This window comes from Pleomorphomonas oryzae DSM 16300 (assembly GCF_000422965.1).
Lineage (GTDB): Bacteria > Pseudomonadota > Alphaproteobacteria > Rhizobiales > Pleomorphomonadaceae > Pleomorphomonas > Pleomorphomonas oryzae.
The window spans coordinates 217769-230443 of record NZ_AUHB01000005.1 but is presented as its reverse complement, the minus strand read 5'-3'; the positions used below and the strand labels follow the sequence as shown (position 1 = coordinate 230443).

Genomic DNA, 12675 nt, shown 5'->3' with positions numbered 1-12675 from the left:
CGCTGAAGGCCTACCGAAATGCGCCAGGCCTCGGACCGCGGTGGCCCTTAATCACTTCGGTCTCCAGCCGTACTTTGCGATTCATCTGCTCCTCCGCAAGACTGTCGAACGACCAAAGAGCAGGGCAAGAGCTCGGGACCTTCAACATTTGCTTGGAGCGCAGGCTCGAGCACCACTGCGCCCACACGTCTACCTATGGCTTTAAGGCCGAGATCGACGCTTGTCAGTGGCGGCCTCGCTGACTCGGCAAGGACCTCCCAATTCTCAAAGCCGACCACCGCGACGTCGTTGGGGACAGCAACTCCCGCATCGTGTAGCCCTTCGAGGACGCCGCGCGCGATCTGATCATTGCCACAGAACACAGCATCGAATGAACGGCCAGACTTCCGCAGTTCAAGCATCGCCGCCCTCCCCCACGCCTCCGACCAGTCGCCAAACAAAGGGGGAGCGACTGACCCGACTATGTCGCAGTAACCAGCCAACCGCGTTTTCGTTTCCAAATGATGTTCCGGGCCGGTCACGTGCAAGATGCGCTGGCGCCCCTGGCTCTTTAGCCAATCCACTGCCAGTCGAGCTCCATGTCTGTTGTCGGGACATATTTGGCAACTGTTAGGGGGGGCTCCGGCGACGGCATAGGCCACTGGGATTCCGATGCCTGAAAGGTCGAGCGATTGAACCAGATCCGTACGACTACCAGCGATGACGAGTCCATCGACGCGGCGGTTGAGAAATGCCTCGACGCTGGCTTTTGCCGCTTTCCCATCGCCATCGATCACCGACATGAAAACGAGGACTCCCCTATCGGCGAGTGCCTCTGTGAGGCCAGCCATAATAGGAAAGCTGAAGCGACCATCTCGGTCGTCCGTCAATAAACCGACTGACATTGAACGCATGCCGCTGAGTGTCTTAGCAGTCAAATCAGGCTTGAATTGCATCTCCTCGATAATCGCAAGAATGAGTTTGCGCTTTTCATCTGAAATACGTCCGCGTCCGTTGATAACATTCGATACGGACGCGGCGCTCACACCTGCGCGGGCGGCGACATCGCGAATCGTCGTATTTTTAGGCTCGTATCGATAGGGCAACTGAAAACCGGCTAAGGTTAAGCGCAGGAAGATTTCGAGAATGAGGCTAGCATTGGCACCCAAGCGGTACAAGGCAAATGCGTTTAGGCAAAAAAGCCGCGATGATATCTGTGATTAAACCGATATTTGCCGCCTATGCACCTCAGTCGCAAGACGATCCGGATAACGCCCGAATTTGGCGGCCTGATGCCCATATAAAGGCCTCAGCACAGCGGCAACAGATGGCAGAGCCTCTCTGATCTTCAGATCATAGAAAGTAGACTTCTCGATATGGCGCAAACTACGCTGCCCCCTGAGTCTATTCACGGTACTTGCACATTTGCCATCAAGTTCCTTCTTGTCATTTCCTGGCCATTCGTCCCTCTGCAGAGAGCGATCACACGCTGATTGAAAGACGATGATCATTCATTACAGGGCGCGTCGCGTCCCGTTCCAATGACAATCGAGACGAGAGGGCGCGTTGCTCGCGTCTTGTCTGGTTGCGTGCGCTTGCCCAATGAGTCCCGCCCCTCCCGTGCGGCAGTTATTTCCCACCTTGGTGAACCGGTTAATCTAGGCATTAATTGCCTGATAAACCGGTTCATCACGGCAAATTATTCCGTGTATGGCCCAATGGGCTGCATTTTATGCCGAGTTGGTAATTTGGGAATGGCAAGCCGAAAAATACTGTCGAACCAATGCTTTGCGCTGGAAGTATTCCGGAAAGGAGGCGCTCAGCTGACTGGCACGTCCATTGCCCAATACCCCATGTACGACCCTCGTCTGGGCCGAGCAGCTCCGAGCTGAAATAGGACGTAAAACATGGGCATCTTATCTGCACTGAACTCAGCCGTCGGTGGGCTGGGGGCGCAATCCTTCGCGCTTGAAAACATCTCAGGCAATATTGCCAATTCGGCGACGACAGGCTTTAAGCGTCGAGAAACCTTCTTCGCCGAGCTCGTCCGCTCCAACAATTCCAACGTCGCCCGAGTCACTTCCGGCGGCGTGACAGCGTCTTCGCGATCGACGATCTCGCTAGACGGCGACGTTCGGCCTTCGAAGGTCGGCACACATCTCGCCATCAGCGGTCCAGGTTTTTTCAGCGTCTCCGCCGATCCGACGGATAGCAGCTTGGCCCCACGCTATACGCGGGCCGGCGATTTTGAACAATTCTACAACTCCCGTAACGCCTTGACCTATCTTCGCAACGGCTCAGGCTACTCGCTGATGGGACAGAACGTCGACCCATCGACCGGGCAGCCAGTCGGCGAGAAAGCCCCCATCACCATCGACAAGACGTCGCAGAGCGCCAAGGCAGCCCAGAACATTACCTACAAACTCAACCTGCCGACCAAAGCCTCGACGACCTCAAAGGGTGACGCCTGGGCCAGTCCGCCAGCCGGGGTGTTGGCTGGCAAGGTGACAAAGGCCGACAGCAACGACTTCATGGATAATTCCATCCCAGGCGGTTCGGTCACTCTCTACGATGCCCAGGGCACGCCGAGCGTGCTGCAAACGCGTTGGGTTAAGCTCAAGGATGATCCGACCAGCGGCCGCGGCGAATGGGCCATGTTCTATCGATCTGTCGATAAGCCCATCGCGGCGACGGATACCGCCTGGGAGCAGATCAAATCGCCGACCAGCCAGACAGGCGGCGTAATGGCTGGCGGCAGCTTTTTCTTCGACAAGAATGGCAAGCAGCTCGACAATACCTCCTCTGTGGCGCTTGGACCGATCACCATCGAGGGGAAAAGCTTCAGCGGCTTGACCATGAACCTGGCGGCCACCTGTTTTGCCGACAAGAACGGCCAAGCCAATGTCAACCAGCTCACTCAGGATGGTTACTCTACCGGCGAGTTCCAGGGGGTCGAAATCGACGGCAACAGCGGCGTGGTCAACTATACCTACTCAAACGGCCAGACCGTCAAGAAATGGCAAATTCCTATCGTTGCCTTCAATGGCGCCAACTACCTGAAGGCGGAGAACGGCGGCGCTTATAGCGAGACGGTACAGAGCGGCGGCCCCATCGACATCCACGGCTCGTTGGCGAGTTCGGCGCTTGAGGCCTCCAACGTCGACATATCCGACGAATTCACCAAGCTGATCGTTACCCAGCAGGCCTTCGCTGCCAACTCCAAGGTGATCAGCACGTCCAACGAGATGATGCAGAGCATCCTGCAGATCATCCGCTGAACTCCCTCTCGCCGTGCTCGGCGCGGCGAGACCCTTATCGCTCGCGTCGCCATCTAGCCCAAACCGTTGGCCAAAGCGCGTCCAGCTGCATTCCCCACGAGGTCGGTCATGACGATCAATGGATCCATTTCCGCAGCTCTTAGCGCGATCCGGTCGACGCAGCAGCAGCTCGGCGTTACCAGCGCGAACATCGCGAACGAAAAGACAGCGGGCTATAGTCGGCAATCGGCCGCCTCGTCGGCCCTGGTCGCCAACAATGGTGCGGTCTATGGTGTCCGCTCGGGCGTCGCCGAGCGCGATATTGACCTTTTGGTGCAAAAGCAGTGGCGGGTCGCCAACTCCGGTTCCGCCTACGCCGATATCCGCAGCAGCATTCTTTCGGCGCTGGATCACTATTGGGGGGCACCGAACAGCTCCAGTTCGCTCAACGCACTCTTCTCTGGTTTTACCAGCGCCCTGCAAAAGCTTGCCACGACCCCCCATGACAAACCAGCCCAGGGCACTGCCGTATCGGCGGCGCAATCATTGGCGAACCGGCTCGGCCAATTATCCAGTAATATCCAATCACTTCGGCAGGAGACGGAAATCAAGCTGTCCGATGCCGCGAACCATATGAACACCCTCCTGTCGACCGTTGCTGGCATCGACCGCCAGATTGTGTCTGTCAGCGCCAGCAGTGGTAGCACGGCAGCGCTGAAGGACAAGCTCGACGCAGCCATCGATGAACTGTCGAGCTATGTCGACCTCAAGGTCGGGACCAAGGCCAACGGTGGGGTGACGTTGTCGCTCTCAGACGGTACCCAGCTCTACGACGATACGCCTGTTACCTTCAGTTTCGATCAGCAGGGCCAGGTGGACGCCTCCCACAGCTATTCCAGCGACGATAGCCAGCGTTCACTCGGAACGCTGAAAATGGTCTCCGGTGCCGGCGCCGACACCGATCTGTTCAAGACCGGGGCGATCCGTTCTGGCAAGATTGCCGCCTGGAAGGAGCTGCGCGACAAGGCGCTCGTTGAGGCCCAGACGCAGCTCGACACCATCGCAGCGACCCTGTCGAAGACCACATCGACGCGGTCGGCCGATGGCACGGCGATTTCCGACGCCACGGCCAAGACCGCAGGCTTCTCGCTGGGCCTTTCCGGCCTCACCGAAGGTAACAAGCTGACAGTCGATTATGTCGACAGCTCGGTCAATCCGCCCAAGACCCAGAGCATTGTCTTCATCGCCTACGATTCCACCAAGGGCAAGGCACCGGACAGCAGCTTCACCGCCGCCCCCGACGACACTGTCGCGGGTCTCGATCTCTCGGGTAGCAAAGATTTTGCCGCCCAGATCGCCGACAAGCTGAACGGGCTTGCTGGAGGCAGCACCGTCTTCTCGGGCACATACGCCGCCGCCAGTCACAAGCTGGAGATATCGGCCTCCACGAACTCTGCCTTTAGGCTCAGCCAACTCAGCGGCGAGATCAGTTCTTCGAGCGATAGCGATGGCAATCCGGCCTTTTCGCTGTTCGTCGACGGCGCTACCGGCAAGCCCTACACGGGGTTGACCAACGGCCAGGAGACGTTGAACGGTCTCGCCGGACGCCTCATCGTCAGCCCAAAGGTGGTCGCCAATCCCAGCTTGATGGTGCGCTACGGCACAGCGACGCAGAGCGGCGACGGAGCGCGGCCGCAGGGGCTGCTCGACGCTCTCGACGATCGCTTGCAGTCCTATTCCTCGGCGATGGGTATCGGCTCGCCCGAGGCACCGTTCAGCGGCTCGTTCAAGAACCTCTTGTCGCAGGTCACCAACGCCCGCGGCACGCAAACGGAAGATGCCAAGCGGGCCGCAGAGGGCCAGTCCATCGTCTCGAATAATCTGAAGAATCGCTACGACGACAGCCGGGCGGTCGACCTCGACAGCGAACTTGCCACACTGTTGCAACTACAGACCGCCTACTCGGCGAACGCCCGCGTGCTCTCCTCGGCGCAGGCGATGATCGACACGCTTCTGCACGCCTTCCGCTAACCACCGAGGCGGCTGATGCCGTACCCAGAGCGAAAGGTCAGGCCATGTCCATCAAGGAGATCCTTCCACACCATGGCGCAGCTCGCCAGCATGCACGCGATGCTGGAAGACATGCGGCAACAGCTGGCCACCGGACAGCGCGCCACCGTGAAGGCGAGTTACGAAACCAGCAGGATCCTGAACGGCCTCTCACTGCTGAATTACATGAAGTAAAAAGACCACTCGTCCGCAAGTCTCACGAAAAAACTCAAAATGCGGGCTTGGTTCTATATTGGGAGCATATTCAGCCTCCGCGCAAGAGAGCTGCATAAACCCCGTTGTGGGACTGCAGTTCTTCATGCGTCCCCCTCTCAACGATTTTCCCGCTCTGCATCACGACAATCAGATCAGCGTGACGGATCGTCGATAGACGATGCGCGATGGTAATGGTCGTCCGAGCCCTAGAGCTATCGTCAAGGGCAAGAGACATGGCGCGTTCCGTTCGTGTATCCAAGGCACTCGTCGCCTCATCCAGCAACAAGATCGGCGGATCGCGCAAGATGGTGCGGGCCAAGGCAAGACGCTGCTTCTCTCCGCCTGAAAAACGATAGCCCCGCTCGCCAACGAGCGTGTCATAGCCGTCAGGCAGCCCCGCTATGTGATCGTGGATCTGGGCGACCTTTGTGGCTGCGACCAACTCGGCATCGGTCGCCTCCGGCCGGGCAAAGCGCAGATTCTCGGCGATGGAGGCATGTAGGAGATAGGGGTCCTGCGTCACTACTCCCAACATTCTGGACAAAGTATCAAAGCTCAGATCCCGCAGATCGACGCCATCAAAGCGTATGGATCCACGGTCCACGTCGTAAAGTCGCGCCAGCAGATAGCCGAGCGTCGTCTTGCCAGACCCCGTCGGGCCTACAATTGCGACATGGCTTCCAGCCGGAATGGTCAAGGTGACGTCATCGATGGCTGGACGATCTCCATCGGCGTAGGAAAAGCGAACCTTCTCCATCTGCACCGTGCCGCGCATCGCCTCTCGAGGAATTACGACCGGCTCGATACGTTCTGTGATTTCGGCGGGCTTATCGAGATACTCAAAGATTCTGGCGAACAGCGCGCGCGTCTTGCGCATGTCGCGTCCGATTTCCAGTAGCTGCTCAAACGGCCAGAGCAACTGCTCCTGCAGTGCGATCATAGCGACCAGAGTGCCGATGGTGGCCGGATTGTCGGTTTGCATCAACCAGCCGCCCATCAGCAGTGTCAACGCGGGCAGCACCGCGAGAGCAAAACCGATCAGGGACCACTGCCATTCACCCGCAGTGTGCGCCTTGACCTCAAGTTTTGCGAGGTCGCCGGAGATTCGAGCAAAGTGTTGTGCCAAATGCGGGCCGCGGCCCATGGTGCGAGCAAGGATGATACCCGAAGCCGATAGTGTCTCCTGGACAGCGACGGACATGTCAGCCGCGCGAGCCTGCTGCTGAAAGGTCAACGCTTCGCGCGCTCGGGCAACGCGGCTGCTAATCAGAACCGTGCCCGGCACGATCAACAGGACGAAGATCGCAAGACGCCAATCGAGAATCACGATGGCAACAGCCGTCATCACTGTAGCGCTCAATGAGCGGCCGAGTTCGCTGGCCGTTTCCGTCACCAGAGATTGCAAACCCGCAATGTCCCCGGCGATACGTGACTGTACTTCGCCCGTACGAGTGCCGGTGAAAAAGCGCAAGGATAGGCTCTGTAGATGAGAGTACAGCCGAACGCGCAGATCGTGCAGCACCGTTTGCCCAATGTGTGAGGTCAGTACGACCTGCCAGGCCTCGACGGCCGCAGCGATCATCGCCACGGCGACCATCCCAGCGACCAGCCAGATCAGCAGCGCGAGATCGTGCAGAGGCAACGCCACATCGATGATGGCCCGTAACAGGAAAGGCCCGATCAGCCCGATCGCTGCTGCCAGCACCATGAGCATCACGACGCCTGCGATCCGCCAGCGATAAGGCGCGAACAATGACAGCACTCGGCGGAGCGACACGTGCCGCGCTGCGAGATCCTCGTAGCTCTCGGAAGCTTCATCAAAGGTAGACATTGAATTCCTCAGTTCGGAGCAGGTCCTGTGCTACGCGGCAACCGGATCTCCACCGCCAGCCCAGGGGCATTCCGCGTCAAGATCAGGGCTTCGCCGCCGTGGGCGCGCGCGATGGCCCGCACGATAGGAAGTCCGAGACCCGAGCCACCGAGGCTCCGCCCACGCGATTCATCGGCGCGCCAGAAGCGGTCAAAGGCGCGAGCAACGCTTTCCTCCGGCATGCCTGGCCCGGAATCTATACAGCGGAAGAAAGCCATGTCGCCTGCGACCCCCGTCTCGACATGAACGACACTTTTCGGCGCATAGCGGCGGCAGTTTTCCAGAAGGGCGATGAATGCCTGTCGTAGTCGCGCTCGGTCGGCATGGGTGGCGGCGGGGTGAAGCGAGCGCGTGAGCTGAATGCCGGCACCCGCGAGTTCAGTTTCGAAAGCGTCCAGTGCAACGGCGGCCTCGGCGGCCAGATCCACGTTGGCGCAAACCAGATCAAGCTGTCCGGCATTGCTCAGGGCCAGAGTGCGCAATTCCTCGACGATCGCCGAGAGATCATCGACATGAGCGATCAGTCGCGCGTACAGCTCCGGGTTCGGATCGAACACCCCGTCGAGCAACCCTTGCAAGCGGCCGCGCAGGATGGTCAAGGGCGTGCGCAACTCGTGGGCAATGGCGGAGTTGGAATAGGCAAGTTCCGCCTCGGCGCGTTGCAGACGTTCGGCCATCTTGTTGAAGTCGACGACGAGATCGGCAGCCTCCCCGAAGCTGGACGGCGGCAGCGTGGCTCTCGCCGAGAAGTCACCGGTTGCCACCAAACGCGCTGCGCTGGCGACCGATTTCAGCGGCGCGACAATGCGGCGCGCCAACCTCCAGCCGATGATCGAGGCTGTCGTCAGACCAAAGGCCAGCAGAAGCCCGACCATGACGGTGTCGCCAAGTCGCCAGGTTTCGTCATAATTCGCATCAGGATAGAGCCAATCGTAGATGAAAAGGAAATAGGCCATCAGCCCGAAGTAGACGACCGTGAAGGCCGTCAGCGTCAGCACCACCATGGTGCGGGTAATCCGGGAGTTGAGATTACCGGCCATGGGGAACATCCAGGCGATAACCCACACCGCGCACCCCAGCCAGCATGCCGTCCGCGCCCGCTCCAGCCAACTTGCGGCGAAGATTGCTGATGTGGCTGTCCACGGTTCGGTCCAACGCTTCCCCTTCGCGCAGGCAGGCATCGACAAGTTCCGTGCGTTGGAAGGCTCGGCCAGGCGAGGCAGCCACATGGGCAAGGATGCGAAATTCGGTCGGCGTCAGATCCAGCGACATCGGACCGGAGCCGGCATCGACTGTTGCGCGGTAGGCCTGCGGGTCAACGGCAAGCGGCCCAACTCGCAGCACCTGTTCCGGACTATGCCCCGTCGTGCGGCGAAGAATCGCCTTGGCGCGAGCCACCACCTCCAGCGGATTGAAGGGCTTGACCACGTAATCGTCGGCACCGATGCGCAGGGCTTGCAGCTTATCAAGATCCTCGGCCAGTGCGGTGACCATCATGACTGGGGTGTCGCCGCGCCGACGAATGGCGGCCAGCACTTCGTAACCGTCCTGCCCCGGCAGCTTGATATCAAGCACCACAAGATCTGGGCGCAGGCGCTGATGATGCGAGAGTCCGGTCGGGCCATCCCCAGCGCTGATCACCCGAAATCCTTCACGGGCAAGATAGGTCTCTATGATTTCGACGATTTCGGGTTCGTCTTCTATGATCAGGATCAGCTCGTTGTTCATGACTTGGCTTTCAGAATTGGGACGACTGCCGTGCATGGATTGCCATTGTGCGACCGGTCACGCCGCTGACTACGATATAGAGCACCAGAGTAAACACCGCGGGAACGGCGGGCCGAAACCATGCCTTGCAAACACATAGGCGCCTGCGGCCGGGCGGCGACACGAGTTGTCTGCCCGCCGTTCGGTGCCCCAGGGCGGGCGCTGCGACTAACAGGCAAAGCAGGGCGACAGAGAAGAGGACGGATGCGGGCCACGGCAGATTTCTTTCAACAGCTTCCGTCGAAGCCAATGGCAGCTAAGCGCAGGCATACCGCACAGGTTTCGTGGAGCTTTCGTGGAGAACGCCCCCAACGCTCGGGCGGGATAGCCTAATTCACGTTGTCCGAGCGGGCATGATGCGTTGAAATGATCGCCGGCCAGTCACGTCGTCCGCAATGGTCACTCTCGAGAAAGCGCATCGACCGGATCGAGGCGCGAAGCATTGCGCGCCGGTAGGAAGCCGAAGATGAGGCCGATCAGAAGGGCGACCAAGCAAGCGGCGAGGATGGCTTTGAGCGAAATGATCATCTGGAACTCGCTGCCCGGTCCGCCGAAGACGGCGGCAATGCCGAGCGCCAGTCCGACACCGAGAACCGAGCCGGCGATGCATATCGTGACGGCCTCGATCAGGAACTGAAGCATGATGTCGACGCGGCGCGCGCCGACTGCCATGCGCAAGCCGATCTCGCGCGTCCGCTCGGTGACGGAGACCAGCATAATGTTCATAACGCCGATGCCGCCAACAATCAGCGAAATGACTGCGACCGAAGAAATGAGCAGCGTCATGGTTTGCGAGGTCTTTTCCATTGTTCGACGCATCTGATCACTGTTGAAGGCAAAAAAGTCCTTTGTACCGTGACGGCGGGTCATCAGCCCGACGACGGCGCGCTCGGCGAAGGCAGTATCAACCTTGTCAGCGATGCGGATCGTCAGCCCGGCAAGACTGGCGGCTGGACCAAGCAACCTGCCAGTGACACTCGCATAGGGAAGAAATATCTGAAGGCTCTTGTCGCCAGACAAGGCTGAACGGCGCGCCACGGTGCCGACGACGACCGCCGGAACCCGGTCGATCATGATGATCTTTCCGAGCGGAGTCTCGCCGCCCGGAAAGAGCGTCGCCGCCGTCCTATCGTCGATCACCGCTTCCTGGCGACGCTCGGCTACGCTTTCGGCAGAAAAGACCGCTCCTTGAACAACGTTGAGGCCGTTGACTCGGAAATAATCCGCCCCGACACCATTAACGTTGGCGGATGTGGTGACCCGGCCGTACCGTATGCGCGCGCTGGTGAATACCAGCGGTGTGACGCTATCGACATACCTTTGCGCCAACAGAGCCTCGGCGTCCGAAATACGCAACGAGGTAATGCTGGCGGCGCGTTCGTCGCCCCAGTCGCGCCCGGGAAAAATGGAGAGCGTGCTGGCGCCGAGTTCGCTAATTTGGGCGAGCACTCTTTGGCGCGTGCCTTCCCCCAGACCGACGACGGCGACGACCGCGGCAATGCCGATGATAATGCCCAGCATGGTCAGGAAAGTGCGGACCCGATGCGCTGCCATTGAACGAAACGCCATCGGAAAAGCTTCCGCAAAACGCCGTTGAAATCCGCCAAAGACGCCAACGGATCTATTGCTCGCGAAGGTAGATTTGATGCCACCGATCGCCGGTTCGCCGCTACGCCGATCGGACAGTACAAGCCCGTCGCGGATTTCGATGATGCGGTCAGCGTGCCTCGCCACCTCCATGTCGTGAGTGACGATGATGACGGTATGACCGTCGGCGTGAAGCTCCTTGAGGATTTCAAGGACGGTTTCGCCGCTCTTGCTGTCGAGCGCTCCGGTCGGCTCATCGGCGAGTATGATACGACCGCCGTTCATCAACGCCCGGGCGATGGACACACGCTGCTGCTGGCCGCCGGAAAGCTGGTTGGGGCGGTGATCAATGCGCTCGCCGAGGCCGAGCCTTTTCAAAAGCACCCTGGCCCGCTCACGCCGGGAGGCGGCATCAAGGCCGGCATACACGGCGGGCATCGCCACATTGTCGGCCGCGTTGAGCGTTCCCAGCAGATGGTAGCGCTGGAAGATGAACCCGAAATGCTCCCTTCGCAGGGCAGCCAGTTCGTCTGCGTTCAGCCCCGCGACGCTGCGCCCGCCGACACGATAGTCGCCGGCCGTCGGCTGATCGAGGCAGCCGAGAATATTCATCAGCGTCGACTTGCCTGAGCCGCTCGCGCCAACGATCGCAACAAACTCGCCGCTGTCAATCTGCAGATCGATCCCTGCAAGGGCCGTTATGGTTTCTTCGCCAGCCTTAAACCGCCGCGACACGTTTGAGATTTCCAGGAGTGCGGTCACATCATCTCCATGGCGCTGGAGTCCGATGCTTGGCCGTCGGCAGGAATGACGACGTCCTCGCCGACCTTCAAACCGCGAATGACTTGAGCCTTGATCCGGTCGGTCACTCCTATCGTGACCAGGCGCTCGGAGAGTTCGCCGGAAGGGGTGCGGACGCGTACACGGTAGCGACCGCTCGAGTCCCGTTCGGTCAAGGCAGACCAAGGGGCGAGCGGAACTTCCTCGGCGTGCCCTGCTACGATTGTCACGACGGCCGTCATCATGGGGCGCAGCCGGCCATCGACGTTGGGAGTGGTGAACAGTGCGTTGAAGTAGACTGCCGGTGCCGCCTGCCCCGGGGTTGTGGCAGTCGCGGATTCCGTAGCGATCGTTGCCGGAGCCGGCTCGATCTGCTCCAGTTTGCTGACAGTCGGAGCCTGTGTATTACCCATGACCGTAAATCGCACAGTTTGGCCGGGCTTCACGCGGGCAATATCGGCTTCCGATATTTGAACTTTCATACACATCACGTCGAGCTGCGCCAGCACGACGATAGTGGGGACAGCCTGGTTGGAGTTGAGTGTCTGCCCGGCCTTGGTCACGACCGCGACCACCACGCCATCCATCGGCGCGGTAACTTTGGTGTAGCCGAGATTGGCTTTAGCGTTCTCGACCTCCACCGCAGCCTGCGCGATCTGCGCCTCCAGCGACTCGACCTCTGCTTGGAGCGTCCTGAAAGCTGCCTCAGCGGTCTCAAGCTCCGCGACTGAGGTCGCCCGCTGCCGGGCCATGGCACTCTGTCTATTGAAGGCTTTTTCCGCCTGACGCAGCTGAATGCTTCGCGCCTTGTGCTGTGCCTTGATGTTTGCAAGGGCAGCTTCGGCAATGCGAAGAGCATTCCCCTGCACCGTGGAATCGATCTCGGCAATCAGGTCGCCCGCTCTGACGGTCTGACCGAGTTCAACATGGAGCGCTTTCAGCTGGCCCGATACCTGCGCACCGACACTGATGATCCGGGAAGGCTCGAGCACGCCGTTGGCGAGAACAGTTTCTTCAACCGACCCAAGCATGACCGGCTCAGTAAACATCTCTGCCTGTGGCTTGTCCTCCAGAACACCTCTTGCCGCCGCAATGGCGACCAGTGCCAATGCGATCGCACCTCCCAGCGCCAAAATTCGACTAATACGGTTCGACGGATTCATCGTTGAG

9 protein-coding genes are annotated in these 12675 nt (G+C 59.9%); 3 read left to right on the top strand and 6 right to left on the bottom strand.

What is annotated here, in order from left to right; genetic code table 11:
- Positions 1 to 47 precede the first annotated feature (47 nt).
- The gene (locus G522_RS26445) at positions 48 to 1157 is read right to left on the bottom strand and encodes a LacI family DNA-binding transcriptional regulator (RefSeq protein ID WP_051228518.1); all 1110 of its coding nucleotides are present in this window, start codon (positions 1155 to 1157) and stop codon (positions 48 to 50) included.
- A gap of 729 nt (positions 1158 to 1886) precedes the next feature.
- Between G522_RS26445 and G522_RS0110510 the strand changes: the two genes are divergently transcribed.
- The 3 genes from G522_RS0110510 (at position 1887) to G522_RS30030 (ending at position 5480) form a co-directional block, all read left to right on the top strand.
- On the top strand, positions 1887 to 3257 hold the full coding sequence (locus tag G522_RS0110510; RefSeq protein ID WP_026790996.1) for a flagellar hook protein FlgE: 1371 nt from the start codon (positions 1887 to 1889) through the stop codon (positions 3255 to 3257).
- 108 nt (positions 3258 to 3365) lie between these two features.
- Positions 3366 to 5267 (top strand): flagellar hook-associated protein FlgK, encoded by a 1902-nt coding sequence (gene flgK, locus G522_RS0110505; protein WP_026790995.1) that lies wholly within the window; start codon positions 3366 to 3368, stop codon positions 5265 to 5267.
- A 72-nt stretch (positions 5268 to 5339) separates the two neighbouring features.
- A complete protein-coding gene (locus G522_RS30030) occupies positions 5340 to 5480 on the top strand; it encodes a hypothetical protein (protein WP_156886907.1) in 141 nt (46 codons plus the stop codon).
- Positions 5481 to 5550: 70 nt separating this feature from the next.
- Here G522_RS30030 and G522_RS0110495 read toward each other — a convergent pair whose 3' ends face one another.
- The 5 genes from G522_RS0110495 to G522_RS0110475 all read right to left on the bottom strand — a co-directional run bounded on the left by G522_RS0110495 (position 5551) and on the right by G522_RS0110475 (position 12668).
- Entirely contained in the window at positions 5551 to 7332 is a 1782-nt protein-coding gene (locus G522_RS0110495; protein ID WP_026790994.1) for an ABC transporter ATP-binding protein, read from the bottom strand.
- 8 nt (positions 7333 to 7340) lie between these two features.
- Positions 7341 to 8411 (bottom strand): ATP-binding protein, encoded by a 1071-nt coding sequence (locus G522_RS0110490; protein WP_036838858.1) that lies wholly within the window; start codon positions 8409 to 8411, stop codon positions 7341 to 7343.
- Positions 8401 to 9099, bottom strand: a complete 699-nt coding sequence (locus tag G522_RS0110485; RefSeq protein ID WP_026790992.1) for a response regulator — start codon at positions 9097 to 9099, stop codon at positions 8401 to 8403. The genes G522_RS0110490 and G522_RS0110485 overlap by 11 nt, the downstream gene beginning before the upstream one ends.
- A 438-nt stretch (positions 9100 to 9537) precedes the next feature.
- On the bottom strand, positions 9538 to 11487 hold the full coding sequence (locus G522_RS0110480; RefSeq protein ID WP_026790991.1) for a MacB family efflux pump subunit: 1950 nt from the start codon (positions 11485 to 11487) through the stop codon (positions 9538 to 9540).
- A complete protein-coding gene (locus G522_RS0110475; protein ID WP_036838855.1) occupies positions 11484 to 12668 on the bottom strand; it encodes an efflux RND transporter periplasmic adaptor subunit in 1185 nt (394 codons plus the stop codon). Before G522_RS0110475 ends, G522_RS0110480 begins: the two co-directional genes overlap by 4 nt.
- Positions 12669 to 12675 lie beyond the last annotated feature (7 nt).